4 protein-coding genes are annotated in these 15,071 nt (G+C 57.3%); 3 read left to right on the forward strand and 1 reads right to left on the reverse strand.

The window, feature by feature from the left end; translation table 11 throughout:
* Positions 1-19 precede the first annotated feature (19 nt).
* Positions 20-1,204, forward strand: coding sequence for a PQQ-dependent sugar dehydrogenase (locus CFU_RS08955; protein ID WP_238531420.1), 1,185 nt, complete (start codon positions 20-22; stop codon positions 1,202-1,204).
* 234 nt (positions 1,205-1,438) lie between these two features.
* On the opposite strand, the gene CFU_RS08960 is transcribed toward CFU_RS08955, so the two are convergent.
* Positions 1,439-1,744, reverse strand: a complete 306-nt coding sequence (locus CFU_RS08960; RefSeq protein WP_014005717.1) for a hypothetical protein — start codon at positions 1,742-1,744, stop codon at positions 1,439-1,441.
* A gap of 325 nt (positions 1,745-2,069) precedes the next feature.
* Here CFU_RS08960 and CFU_RS08965 point away from each other — a divergent pair, with 325 nt between their 5' ends.
* Both CFU_RS08965 and CFU_RS08970 read left to right on the forward strand, forming a co-directional pair.
* The gene (locus CFU_RS08965) at positions 2,070-3,899 is read left to right on the forward strand and encodes a ShlB/FhaC/HecB family hemolysin secretion/activation protein (protein ID WP_014005718.1); all 1,830 of its coding nucleotides are present in this window, start codon (positions 2,070-2,072) and stop codon (positions 3,897-3,899) included.
* Between the two features lie 38 nt (positions 3,900-3,937).
* Positions 3,938-15,070 carry a hemagglutinin repeat-containing protein gene (locus CFU_RS08970; protein WP_014005719.1) on the forward strand — a complete coding sequence of 3,711 codons (11,133 nt, stop codon included), beginning with the start codon at positions 3,938-3,940 and terminating at the stop codon, positions 15,068-15,070.
* Position 15,071 lies beyond the last annotated feature (1 nt).

Consider the following 15,071-nt stretch of genomic DNA (forward strand, 5'->3'; position numbering starts at 1 on the left):
GCGCAAAGCGTTTTGCACGATGTTCCTGCTCGTATGCGGGACTGCTTCCGCGCAAAGCACTTATCTCACCTCCGGCACATGCGATGGCTTGCCGCGGCTCGATCTCAAGGTCGCCAAGGGCATGTGCATGGGGCTGGTTGCCGAACACCTCGGTTTTGTGCGCGGCGTGGCCGCCATCGGCCAGGATATCTATGTGCTCGACATGGGCGGCTGGGCCAGCAACCGCGGCAGCCTGCTGCGCCTGAACCTGAAGCAGGGCGGCAAGCCGGAAGTATTGCTGAGCAAGCTCAACATGCCCAACGCGATTATCGCGACGCCGGACAAGCGGCTGCTGGTCAGCATGCAGGGCCGTATCGTGCACATCGATCCCGCCGCCAAGGATATCGCTGCCAGCATGCGGGACGTCGTGACCAACCTGCCAGGCACCGGTCGCCATCCGCTGGCAGCGATGGTGCTGGGCGCCGACAGTTCGCTGTACATCAATGTCGGCTCAGCCACCGACAATTGCGAGATCAAGCCGGACCAGCCCGGCAAGGCGGTTTTTCCTTGCCCAGAGATTGGCGAGACGCCGCCGCGCGCCAGCGTATTGCACGCCAAACTGCCGGCGAACGGCGCGGCGCTCGATGCGCGCACTATACCGGTCCATGCGCGCGGCCTGCGCAACAGCATGGCGCTCGCACTTAGCCCGAACGGCACGCTGATCGCCGCCACCAACTCGCGCGACAACATCACCGTCGCCGATGCCAAGCTGTCTGATGCGGAACTGCCGCACGACACCCTGAGCTGGCTGGTTGCCGGCGCCGATTACGGCTGGCCCTATTGTTTCGACAAACTCAGGACCAGCCCTGAATATCCAGGATTCGACTGCAGTAAAAAGACCGCTCCGGGCCGCCTGCTGCCGCCGCATGCGGCGCCGCTCGGCATGCTGATCTACAGCGGCAAGACCATGCCGGCATTGGCCGGACGCCTGGTCATCGGCTATCACGGCTATCGCGCCGCCGGCCATAGGCTGGTCAGCCTGGCTTTGGATGCGAATTATCAGCCGGTGGGGGAACCAAAGGACCTGGTGTCGGGCTGGAATTTCCTGGCCGGCAAACATCCGATGGGCGCGCCTGTGGGATTGGCGACGCTGGATGACGGCAGTGTGGTGATTACCGAAGACAGGAACGGCGCGTTGGTGCGCCTGGCGCCAGATACACGCTAGTCCGCGCTGAAGGCGGCGTGTTTGTTGATTCGGTTAAAGCGCTGGGATTACCGATATGTGAGGAGATTCTAGCCATCCCATGCTATCTGCATGGTGACAAAGCTATTAGTGAATCTACTCACATATCGATATGGCCACATGTGAATCTGGGAGAGAGTCTAGCGGAGGAATATGACAGGCGTTTGACATTGGGAGCCTGTTTCCCGAAAAGACGGGGCGCAAAGCCCCGTCGCTTTAGCCGTTTCCAGCGCGGATTTCTTCAATAAAAGCTTCGCCGTTGCGTAGCGCAGCGGGTGTCGTATGCACCGAATAGTGGCCAAGGACCAGGTCGTGCCGATGCGGCGCCGCCGAACCGAGAACGAATTCGGTATCGGTGATCGCCTCGAATTCCACCGCTTCGTTCGACGCTTCGAAAGCCGCGAAATCCCCATGCCGCAACTCGTCCGGAACCGACACGGCGCCCGATGCAATGGCAGCCCACAGCACAGTGTGGCCCATCGGCGGCTGGTAGCGCCAGCGCTCGCCGGCTTTCAGCCGCACCGCCAGATAATTGATAGGCGGAGTGCCGTGGAGCCGCTTGGAGCTAGGGCACGGGGGTATGTGGGGCTCATCACCAAGGCGCGGGCCGGGTTTGATGAAAAACTCGCAATGGCGATTGGCTCATTCGAAGAAACATGAGTCCGCAAGCGGAGAAAAATTGTAGTGATCCTAGGGAAAATATATCCATGTGGAAATGTTTCGATGCTATTCAGCAACAGTTTGTCAATGATTGAAAATTCTGCATCTTTTTGAAAAATTTCTTTAGGAAAACACAACACTGTTTTGTAAAATCGTGCCTCAGGGAAAATAAAAAGAAGGCAACAAAATGGGGAAGTACACCTTATCCAACCAAGGTGGTGGAAAAGTATCGGCGTTAGCAAGGGGAACAGGAGTAAGTCTGGTACTGGCGACCGCTATGCACGGCAGCTTGGCTCAGACAATCCAGCCGCCCGACTTGGAAGAACTGCGCCGCCGTGACCCAAGTGTGCAGACACCGTCGAGCGAAGAACAACGGCGACGCAGTCAGGGCGAGTTGCAGGAACGCCAACGGCTGTTGCAAGCGCCTAACGTCAGCCTGGAAGACAAGGCCGCCGCGGAAGCGCTCGAGGGTTTGAGCCTGCCCAGCGAAACTCCTTGCTTCGCAATCCACCAGTTTGTCCTCGAAGTCCCGCCCCAGTTGTCGGCTGCCAGCCGCGCTGCCGGCGCGAGCGACTTGCCGTTCGATCATTTCCGCTTTGCCCAGGACTACTTACGAAAATACGATGGGGCCTGCGTTGGCAAAAGCGGCCTGAACCTGATCGTCAAGCGCCTGACCAGCCAGATTCTGGCGCGCGGCTACAGCACCACGCGCATCGGCATTCCCGGACAAGACATCGCGGGAGGTGTCTTGAAGCTGGTGCTGGTTCCTGGCGTGATCCGCACTATTCGTCTTTCCGACCCGAACCTCTACGGCACCTGGCGCAGCGCATTCCCAACCGGCCCCGGCGAGCTGCTCAACCTGCGCGATCTGGAGCAGGGACTGGAGCAGATGAAGCGCATTCCCAGCCAGGATGTCGACATGCAGATCGTTCCCGGTGAAATACCGGGCGAGAGTGATGTGGTGATTGAGGTGAAGCGCAGCAAGCCGTGGAAATTTACCGGGACCCTTGACGACAGTGGTGCAAAAGGCACAGGGAAATTGCAGGCGGGATTGAATTTCGCTTTGGATAACCCTCTGGGTTTGAACGACATGTTCAACATTGGTCTCAGTACCGACGCTGATCGCAAAGCTGGCCAGCGCGGCACCAGTGGAAACAATGTGTATTACGCCGTCCCTGCCGGTTACTGGAATTTTGCGGTTTCGGGCAGCACCTATGATTATCATCAAGAGGTCGCGGGAGCCAATCAGACCTTCGTTTCCAGCGGCAAGTCACGCAATCTGGAACTGAAGGTTACTCAGCTGTTCCAGCGGGACCAGGCGCAAAAGAACAGCTGGCAATTCAGGGTAGGCAAGCGCTGGAACCACGCCTACGTCGAGGATACAGAAATCGCGGTACAAGAACGCAATACCACGTTTGCCGAGCTGGCCTGGGTGCACACGCACTACATTGGCAGCGCTCAACTCGATTTCACGTTTGCCAATAAATGGGGCGTCAATTGGTTCAACGGGCAGACCTATGCCAAGAATCTGCTGGGGCAGGAAGACTCGAGCACCAACAATCTGCATTACACCTTGCAGACCGTGGATGCCACCCTGAGCCTGCCATTCCATATCGCCAGCCAACCGTTGACCTATATCGGCACGTTCCGTGGACAGGCAACCCGTTCGCCGCTGTATCTGGCGGACCAGCTCAGCTTTGGCAACCGCTACACCGTGCGTGGCTTCGATGGCGAACTGACCCTGGCAGGCGAGCGCGGTTTTTATGTGCGCAATGAGCTGAACCTGCCGATCGCCAGCAGCGGCCAGTCGGCTTATCTCGGCCTGGACTATGGGCAGGTGTACGGCCCCAGCGTAGCAAACCTCCTCGGCAACAAACTCGCCGGCGCTACCGTTGGTTTGCGCGGCGGTTTGTTCGGCTTGTCTTACGACCTGTTTTCCAGCTGGGCATTGGTCAAGCCGCAGGGTTTCAATACCGCGACGCCGGCAGTGGGTTTCAGTCTCTCGTATCAATATTAATCGCCATATAAAAACTATTTCCCGGAATTGGAAGAACGATGAACTCGCAAGCCTACCGCGTCATTTTTAGCAAACAACGTCATGCCTTGGTGGTGGTGGCTGAGAACGTTTCCAACCAAACAAAGGGGAGTGGCAGCCAGTCTGGCGGCATAGCAAGCTGGCCGTTGATGCGCCTGGTGCATTTAGCTGTTGCCGTTGCTGCCCTGTTTGGCGGCGTCACGGCGGTGAATGCGCAGATCGTCGCCGATCCGAATGCCGGCGGCCATCGTCCTGCTGTCGGGACCACGGCGAACGGTTTGCCGCTGGTGAATATCGTGGCGCCAAATTCTTCGGGCCTGAGCCACAATCAGTACAACCAGTTTTCGGTCGGCAGCCAAGGCGCGATACTCAATAACTCGCCGACGATCAGTCAAACGCAGCAGGCAGGATACGTTCAGGGCAATCCCAACCTGACCAATGGCAGCGCCAGAATCATCCTCAACGAAGTGACAGGCACGAGCCGTTCCCAGCTTAACGGTTATATCGAAGTGGCTGGACAGCGTGCACAAGTCATCGTTGCCAATCCGAACGGGATCTCCGTGGCAGGGGGCGGCTTCATCAACACCTCGCGCGGCGTCCTTACGACCGGTACGCCGGTGCTGGGAAGCGACGGCAGCCTGAGTGGATTTCGCGTCACCGGCGGCGATATCCAGATCGGCAGCAGCGGACTCAGTGCCTCCAATACCGACCAGCTTGACCTGATTTCGAGAAGTGTTTCCGTGAACGGCCAGTTATGGGCCAATCAGCTGAACGTCGTCACCGGAACCAACCAGGTCAACTACAGCGATTTGGGCGTACAGATCATCGCGGGCGACAACAACAAGCCGACGGTCAGCATCGATATTGCCCAGCTGGGCGGCATGTATGCCAACAAGATTCGCCTGATCGGCACCGAAGCGGGTGTCGGCGTGGCCAGTCTAGGCAATGTGGCCGCGCAAGCCGGCGATGTGAATATCGACAGCCAAGGCAAAATCACCCTGAATGGCAAAACGAATGCCACTGGCGGTGTGACGATACACAGCGCGGACAGCGTGATCAATACCGGCACGGTGTATGGCCAGCAGGCGGTACAGCTTTCCGCCAACGGACAAATTGCCAATAGCGGTACCGTTGCCGCACAAGGCGACCTGACGCTATTCTCGGGCAGCATCAATTCGACGGGCGTGCTGGGCGCGGGGGTCGATGCGAACGGCAACGCCTCGCAGGCTGGCAGCCTGAACCTGATCGCTGCTGGCGGCATCAGCGCAACCGGCCAGAACCTGGCTGGAGCAAATGTCGCAATGAATGGCGCGAGCCTGAACCTGGCGCATTCGCAAACCAGCGCCGCCGGCAATGTCGCCTTGACTGCGCGCGGCGGCGATATTGATCACACCGGCGGTAACTTGCAGGCTGCAGGCGCTGCGTTAAATGCCACAGGTGCGGTGAGCAATGATCAAGGCCAAATCAATGTGTCGCAGTTGACCAGCAATTCGGCGGGGCTGTCGAACGTCGGCGGGAACATCACGCAATCCGGAGCCGGAAATACGGACATCACGACCACAGGCGCGCTCAACAACAGCACCGGCATCATCACCACCAACGGCCAGAACCTGGCAATCCGATCTGCCAGCCTTAACAATAACGGTGGTCAAATCAATCATGCCGGGGCGGGCGCGGCAACGATACAGAGCGGAGCAACGACGAACGCACAAGGCGTCATTGGAAGCAACGGGCAATTAATCCTGACGGCCGGCAGCCTGAATAATCAAGCGGGTCGCCTTGGCTCGGCGGGTACGGCCAACGTCCATGTGACGGGCGATATTGGCAACGCACAGGGAACGATGCAATCCGGCGGGGCATTGACGGTTGCAGGAAACAATATCGACAATACGACAGGCACTATCTCGTCCTTGAATGCCGATGGCTTGGTGCTCACGGCCAGCGGCCAGCTCACGAATGCTGCCAACGGCGTCGTTGGCGGCAATGGCGATCTGAATCTGTCCGCAGGTTCCGTGTTCAACGGCGGCAAGATCACGGCCAGCAATAACTTGACGAGCGTGGTTGCCGGCGGCGTTGACAATAGCAACGGTCTCCTGGCGGCCGGCAAGAACCTGACTGCCAGCGCTGCGGCCATCAAGAATGCAAATGGCACTATCGACGCTTCCAATGTAACGTTGGCGGTGCCGCAGCTGGACAACAGCAACGGAAAAATCTCAAGCAATCAGTTAACCATCCGTAGCGCCAACCTGACCAACCAGCACGGTCAAATCAGCCAGTTCGGCAGCGACCTTACGACCATTGCTGTCGCCGGAGCGCTGGATAACAGCAATGGCGGTCTGTTGCAAATCAACGGCAGCGATCTGAATATTTCAACACAGTCGTTGGTCAATGACAGCGGTACGATCGCACATGCCGGCAGTGGGACATTCGCTATCAGCGATGCAGGGGGACTGTCCAACAAAAACGGCAATATCGCCACCAACGGCCAGCTGAACCTGGCTGCCGGCAGCCTGAATAATCAGGCAGGTCATATCACTTCGACCGGGCAAGCCAATATCCGCCTGACCGGCGATATTGGCAACGCACAAGGAACTATCCAGTCGGGGAAAGCATTGACCGTTGCCGGGAATAATGTCGACAATGCGGCGGGAACCGTGACTTCGCTGAGTGCCGATGGCCTCACGCTGACCGCAAGCGGACAACTGACGAATGCGGCCAGCGGCATCATCGGCGGCAATGGGGACTTGAACCTCTCGGCAGGTTCGGTCGTTAACGGTGGCAAGATAACCGCCAGCAATAATTTGATCAGCGCAGTTGCCAGCAGCTTCGATAACAGCAACGGCCTTCTGGCCGCCGGCAAGAATTTAACTGCCAGCGCCATCTCCACCAAAAACGCAAACGGTACTATCGACGCTGCCAACGTTGCTTTGACCATTCCACAACTGGACAACAGCAGCGGCAAGATCACCGGTGACCAGTTAGCGATCCACAGCACCAATCTGATCAATCAGCACGGTCAAATCAGTCAGTTCGGCAACAGTGCCACAAACATTGCTGTCGCTGGCGCGCTGGACAATAGCAGCGGCGGTCTGCTGCAAACCAATGGCAGCGACCTGAACATTACGTCACAAGCGCTTGTAAACGACGGCGGCACAATTGCGCATTCCGGCGTTGGAGCACTGACCATCAATAACATAGGCGCGGTTTCCAACAAAAACGGCAACATCGGGACAAATGGTCAACTGAGTCTGACCGCCAACAGTTTGAATAACCAGGCTGGCAGCATCACTGCAAAAGGGCTGGAAAACATACGCGTCGCCGGCGACATTGCCAACGCGCTGGGAACAATACAGGCGGGCGGCGCATTAGCTGCCGCAGGAGCCAATGTCGATAATACGGCGGGAAATATCACGTCCCTGAACGCCGACGGCTTAACGCTCACGGCCAGTGGCCAGCTCACCAATGCCAACGCCGGTACGATTGCCGGTAATGGCGATCTGGCGTTGACCGCCGCGAGTGCAGTTAATGGCGGCAAGATCACCGGCAAACGCAATGTCACGGCCACGGTGGCCAATAGTTTCGACAACAGCAACGGGAAACTGGCCGCCGGCATTGCTGTGACGGTCAGCGCAGCTTCCTTTAAAAATGCTAATGGTGTTGTGGATGCCGCGGCGGTCGCACTGACTGTACCGCAACTGGACAACAGCAGCGGCAAGATCACAGCCGATCAGATCAGCATCGTCAGCGCCAATCTTGCCAATCAACACGGTCAGATCATTCAGTACGGTACTGCCGCCACGACCATTGCGGTCGGCGGAACCCTGGATAATAGCAACGGCGGCCTGTTGCAGACCAATAGCGCTGATTTGTCGTTGACGCCGCTAGCCCTGAACAATACTGGCGGCACAATTGCGCTGTCCGGCAGCGGCGCCCTGACGATCAGCGTGGCTAACGGCGCAGGCAGTTTGTCGAATGCAGGCGGCAGCATCGGCGGCAACGGACAGACGACGGTATCGGCTGCAAGCATCGCCAATCAGGGCGGTTCCGTATTTGCGCAAAACCAGCTGAATGTGACGGCGTCACAGGGCGGTGTCGATAACAGCGCTGGCGGCTATATCGGTGGCAGCAGCCTGAATCTGAATGCCGCACACGGCCAGATCAACAACTCCTCGGGCAAGATCGAGGGAACCCAGCAGGCTGTCACGCTCAATGCGCAAAGCTTGAATAACGCCGGCGGCACAGTGCAGAGCATCGGCGCCGCGCCGCTGAACATCACCACTGCCCAAGCGATCAGTAATACGGTGGCCAATAGCGTCGGCGGTTTCATCGGCGGCAGCGGTACTGTCAACCTCAATGCGGGATCGTTCGACAATAGCGGCGGTACTGTCTACGGTAAAAACAATCTGGTCCTGCAATCGAACGGCGCGCTGACAAATAATTATGGTGTGATCCAGGGCGCGGCCAGTGTCACTGCAAGCGCTGCCGGTGCACTGAACAACGCGAATGGTCGCATCGAGGCGAATGGCAGCTCGGCGACATTCACGGTTTCCGGTAGTGGCATTGACAATACGTCAGGACGCATCGCCAATACCGGGAACGGCCTGAGCCAGATCAACGGCGGCAGCCAGGTGGTCAATCGGCAGGGCACAATCGGTGGCAATGGCGAACTCGATATCAATGCAGGCAATCTCGACAACAGTCAGCAAGGGCAGGTGATTGCCGGAGGCAACCTGGTGCTCAATACCGGCGGTACGGTCAACAACAATGCCGGCAATCTGTACGCCGGGCAAAACGTGCAACTGAATCAAGGCGGCGCGGTGCTGACGAATGTCGGCGGCAGGATCGGCGCGGCGGGAAATACCATGTTGAATGTGGCCAGCCTCGATAATACCTTCGGCCTCGTCGGCAGCACCAGCGGTGCAGGCAGCGACATCGGCATTGCGGCCAGCAGCTTCAACAATAATTTAGGCACGGTGGCCAGCGGCCGCGACTTGTCGATCACTGCGCCGACCATCGCCAACAACGGCAAAGTAGTGGCGGGACGGGATGCCACGATCAATCTGCAGGGCGACTACGCCAATACGGCGGGCAATCTCCTGACGGCCAATCGCAACCTGACGCTGAACACTACCGGCAATCTGATCAATACCGGCACGCTGGCGGCGGTCGCCGGATTAACATTGAATGCCGCCAATGTGGATAACCAGTCTACCGGTCTCATCAATAGCAGCGCCACCACCATTCAGGCCAGCAACGCCATCACGAACACTGGCCGCATCTATGGCGACGATATAGCCCTTGGGGCGCAATCGTTGACTAATGACGTTGATGTCGGCAGCGGCCAGGCTGGAGCGATTGCTGCGCGCAATAGCATCAATATTGGCGCTGCCAACGTTGTCAATCGCGAGCATGCCATCATCCAGAGCCTGGGCGACATGACTTTTGCAAGGACGCTTGACGCCAACCATAAGGCCGTCGGCACAGCGGACAGCATCACTAACAGTTCTGCCATCATCGATGCCGGCGGCAATCTGGTGTTCCAGACCGTGCAATTGAACAATACCAATGCACACTTCGCGACCACGCAACAGGTCGATCCGACCCAGACCACGCACGTCACGCAATATGCGACATGGGTTGAGCCAACCGTTTGGTACACGCCGGATCAAGTGACATGGAGCGACAGCGGCGACGGTGGGATTGTGCTGGTGGTGCCGGGCAATAACCGTTTTGAGAAATTCTACAAACAAGACTATACCCAGACTGTCTCGAAGACCGTGGTCACCAGCAGCGATCCGGGCAAGATCAGTTCGGGCGGCGGCATGGTCTTGTCGGGCAACATCACCAACGACAAGAGCACGATCATTGCAGGCGGCACCTTGTCTGGAACGACCGGCAATATCAACAATATTGGCGCGACAGGGACAACCGATACGGTCAGCCACATGACCGCCAATGAAAATTACTACCACTACGTCGACGGCCATCCTCATCAAAACCATTACAACTACGATAATGGCGGCGCCGCCTATGATGTCGCGTTGCCTTCGACGCCGCTGGCATTGCAGGTATGGACCGTACAGCAGAACACTGCGCCGAATAGCGGCGCCAACCCGGCTCTGGGGCAAGGTGTCGGGGCTATTGCCGTGCCGACCGTTGGCGGCTTGGCCTTGGGAGCCAATCAGGGCAGCCAGACCGTCACCGGTCCTGGCGGTTACGGCGTTACCGCCGCAGGCGGCACGGCTGGCAACGGCGCAGGTGCCGACGGCAATAATCAAGGTATTGCTGCGGCAGGCGGTACAGCAGGCGGCAGTGCAGGTGTCGGCGGCAGCAATCAAGGTGTTGCCGCAGCAGGCGGCACTGCCGGCGGTGGTACAAAAACCAGCGGCAACACCCAGACTGTCGGGAGCGCCCGCAATCCATTGCCTAACCTGGTACTGCCGAACAACCGCCTGTTCACGATCCAGGCCAACCCGGGCCAGCATTTCCTGGTTGCTACCGATCCCGCATTTACCAACTACGGCAATTTCCTTTCCAGCGACTACATGCTGGGCCTGCTTGGCATCAGTCCGCAGAGCACCGAAAAACGTCTGGGCGACGGTTTCTACGAGCAAAAGCTGGTCAACGATCAGGTTGCACAACTGACCGGCAAACGTTTCCTGGGCGACTATGCCAGCAACGAAGAGGAATACAAATCCTTGATGGAGGCCGGGGTCGCCACGGCCAAGCAGTTCCAGCTTACCCCTGGCATTGCCTTGACCGCGGAGCAGATGGCCTCGCTGACCTCTGATATTGTCTGGATGGTGTCACAGGACGTGACCTTGCCGGACGGCAGCCATGCCCAGGTGCTGGCGCCCGTCGTTTATCTGACACGCGCTGACGCCGGCGATATCGCACCGACCGGCGCGTTGATTTCCGGTAAAGATATTGACCTGACCATCAACGGCACGCTCAAAAATGGCGGTACGCTTCAATCGTCCAACAACATGATTGTCCAGGCCACGGATATTGCCAATACCGGTAACATCCGCAGCACCGGTGCCGATGGCGCGGTTATCCTCGTGGCGCAGAACGACATCCTGAACAATGGCGGCAGCATTTCCGGCCACCGGGTTGGCATATTGGCCGGCCGCGATGTCACGATGAGCACCGATGCCGTATCGGCGACAGGCGCACAGGGCACGAATATCGCCCTGAGCCGCGTCGCCAGCGTCAACGCTGATCAACTGTCGGTACAGGCTGGCCGCGACATCAACCTGGTCGCAGCGGCGGTCAATACTACCGGCGATGCTGCATTGTCGGCCGGACGTGATTTGAACCTGACGACGGTCAGCACGCAACGCAGTTATAACGTCACCTACAACAGCGATAACCATCTCTACGAGAACAAGACCCAGGTCAACGGCAGCGCGATCAATGCCGGCGGCAACCTGGCCTTGATCGCAGGCCAGGACTTGAATGTGGCGGCGGCTACCGTTAATGCGGGTGCGCAACTGGCGGCCGTTGCGGGGCGTGATGTCAATATCGGTACTGCGCAACAAACCAGCAGCGTGGATCAGGCGATCTACACGACGTCGCATGGCATGCTGTCGTCGTCAAGCAGCCGATCGCAGATGAATAGCGATACAACGGATGCCGTAGGCAGCAGTTTTACCGGCAAGAGTATAGCTATCCAGTCGGGCCGCGACACCAACGTACAAGGCAGTCAGGTGATTGCTAAGGATGATCTGAGCATGAATGCCGGGCGTGACCTGAATATCGTCAGCGCCCAGCAGACCAGTAAGGACAGCTTCTCCGCAGAAGAAAAGAAATCCGGTTTCTCAGGCAGTTTCCTGACCGGCGTCAGCGTCGGCAAGAATGCCCAGGATCAGCATCAGAATGGCACTAGCGTCAACCAGATCGGTAGCGATATCAGTGGTGGCAACGTATATACCAGCAGCGGACGTGACACCACGATCACTGCCAGCGCCGTGACTGCCGACAACAACATCGCTATCAATGCCGGACGTGATGTCAACGTTCTTGCTGCGGCTAATACACAAACCTCGCAGAACGATGGTCACAGTAGCGGCACCAGCATTGGTGTGATGGGCGGCGCCAATTTCCGCTTCACGAATTACAGCAACACCAGCGCGGAACAGAACGGTAGCGGCAATAGTGCTACGCAAAGCACCAGCTTGATCTCGGCCAATGGCGGTAATCTGAGCATGCAGGCCGGATTGGATAAGCAATACAAGGGTACTGGCCAGGGGAACGTGACTACCCAGGGAGCAGAATTGCTCGCCAAAAATCAAATGAGCATCGGCGGTAATGCGGTCGACCTGCAGGCGATCCAGGACAGTAGCAGCAGTCAATTCCACGCCGAGACCCACAGTGTGACCTTGGGCAGCAGTCTAACGGGCGCTATCGGCGGCGCGCTCACCAAGATCGGCGACATGGCCACCGAAAGCCAGAACACCAGCAATGACCGTCTGAAGGGGGCACTGGCTCTCAAGGCCGGTTACGACGCCTATAAGCTCGCCAGCGGCGCGTCTGCGACCGTTTCTTCCGCAGAAGCGACGGATCCCAATCCGAGTAGCAGTGGTGGTGGCATCGGTATTAGTGTGAATCTCGGCACCAGCCAAAGCAGACAGGATAGCAAGAACAACGCAACCCAGGCACGCGGCACCACTGCGCAAGCTAGTACTATCGCCATTACCAGCCGGGAAGGCGATATCAGCATGGAAGGCGCCAAACTGCAGGCGCAGGACATTAGTCTCGACGCTGCCAAAAACATCAATCTGAGCGCCGCCAAAAGCACTGCGGACCTGCAATCTTCCAACAGCGGCAGCAGCGCCGGTATTGGCGCTACGCTTGGCTCTAACGGTCAGCAGACTGGTTTGAGTTTCCAAATTGGTGCATCAGTTTCCAAGGGCCACGCCAACGGCACTGAGACCACGTACGACAACACCCAGATTAGCGCCACGAACCAGCTCAGCGTCAAGAGCGGCGGCGATCTCAACATGAAGGGTGCGCAACTGGCGGGAAACAAGGTGACAGCCGATGTAGGCGGCGATCTCAATATCTGGACCCTGCAAAACGTCAGTAACTTCGACAGCAAACAGGAAAGCGGTGGCTTCAGTCTGAGCATCTGCGTTCCTCCGATCTGCGTCGGCCAGATGGTCAACGGCAGTGTCAGCTTCGCGAAGCAAACGATTGATCACAATTATCAGAGTGCGGTTGGTCAAAGCGGCATTGCTGCCGGCAATGGTGGCTTCGATATCAGCGTCAAGGGTAATACCGACCTGAAAGGTGCTGCGATCACCAGCACGGCCACGCCTGACAAAAACAGCCTGCAAACGGCCAGCTTGACTTATAGCGATCTGACCAACACGCAACACACCAACTCGGAGAGCGTCAGCGTTAGCGTTTCAACCGGTACCGTCGCCAGCAACCTTACTGCGAATGTACTGGGCAATCTCGGCGGTAACACCGGCATGCCGAAGAGTGGCGACGAGACCAGTAGCACCAACAGTGTGATCAGTCCGGCCAAAATCACGATCACGGGCAGTGGCGACGCACAGAGCCAAGCGAATGCGACAACCTTGACCAGTCGTGATGCAGCTACGGCGAATCAATCGCTGGTAAATACGTTGACGTTGCAGCAGGCGCAGGATCTGCAGGCACAACAACAGAAGCAGCAAGAGAATCAGCGGGCCGCCAATCTCGTTGGTGCGGTGCTGACCAATGTCGTTGGTGATATTGCGCAATCCAACAATTTGGCTGAAGGTTCCCCGGAAAAAATGGCCCTGCATGGAATTGTTGGGCTGATCGAAGCGAAGATAGGTGGTACTAGTGCTGCTGGCGGTATTGCGGCCGCAATGGGCGCTGAGGCGATGGCGCCTATCCTGAGCAACTACCTGCTTAGCCAGGGATACGTGAACGATCCAAGAGACCCTGCCGGACAGAAGAATTATAACGATATGATGAATCTCGGTGCGACGCTGGTTGGCGCGGCATCGGGTGCGCTGGCTGGTGGCTCTGTTCAAAGTGCCAATGCTGGCGCAAATACCGGCTTGATGGTAGATGCAAACAACAGGCAATTGCATCCGAAGGAACAGGCACTCGGCAAGCAACTGGCTGATGCCAGCAATGGAAAATATACGCAAGAACAGATAGACAATGCATTACGCCGTGCAGGTATCACTGGCACAAGTGTCTATGCTGATAAGGCGGATATCGTACCCGATGTAAGCAAACCTGGAGCGCTGTACGACGCGCAGAATTTCCGGCCTGCGGCAGATGGATCAAAAATGTTTGTTGAAACATTGGCGCCGATCGATCCTGGCGTTATCGCGTATGTACAAGCGGCGACAGGCGGCAGCAAATCGCCGTATTATTGGAGTGACGCCGCAGTCGCTGCATCGTCGGTTACGTCGACGAGCTATCCACAGTCATTGCCTCCGGCACCAAGTGGCACTTATCGGGCGTCAGTGGTCGTGAATGGTGTGACCTATTTCCCGCTGGTGGCAAATTGCCCCGCTGCGGGTTGTATGACCGGTGACTCAATTGCCAGCGCATTGGGGGATTCTGCGACGACAGCGTACCTGAGTGCAGTTCAGAAACAAGCGGAGCGAGATCTTAATATAGGATCAGCCGTGTTAGGAGTCGCCGGATCTGCCGTTCGTGCAATGGGGACATTGGCTGAGTTGGGTCAGGCGAGTACTGCTGCAAATAGAATAGCTTCATTGTTAGAGCAGCCATTACCTCTCGGGAAGGGAACCTTAACGGGCGACCTTGCGGTGCCACCACAGAATGCTAGTTCTGATATGGTTAGGTCTTTTGCAAGACAGAATGAATCAGCCCAGACTCTTGCCAATTATGGATTGAAGGTTGAACAACTTCCTGAAACAGGTACGCCTGGGGGTAATCCGGACCTTAAAATAAACGGAAGCTTAGCGGATGTTTATGCACCGACATCAAAAAATGTCCAAACTATTGCCGATACGCTTGCCTATAAAGTGCAGCAGCAAGCACCAAATATCGTGATAAATCTCAATGATTCAATTTTGACATCGTCACAGATAATTCAACAGTTGCTGACAACCCCAGTTCCGGGGTTGAACAGTGTATATTTTATTAAAAATGGTATAACTACTTTGGTGAAATTCTAAA

Origin of the sequence: Collimonas fungivorans Ter331 (assembly GCF_000221045.1) — a bacterium.
Lineage (GTDB): Bacteria > Pseudomonadota > Gammaproteobacteria > Burkholderiales > Burkholderiaceae_D > Collimonas > Collimonas fungivorans_A.

Coding starts and splice junctions, on each gene's coding strand:
- CFU_RS08955 (WP_238531420.1), top strand. CDS start 20: ATGTTCCTGCTCGTATGCGGGACTGCTTCCGCGCAAAGCACTTATCTC.
- CFU_RS08965 (WP_014005718.1), top strand. CDS start 2,070: ATGGGGAAGTACACCTTATCCAACCAAGGTGGTGGAAAAGTATCGGCG.
- CFU_RS08970 (WP_014005719.1), top strand. CDS start 3,938: ATGAACTCGCAAGCCTACCGCGTCATTTTTAGCAAACAACGTCATGCC.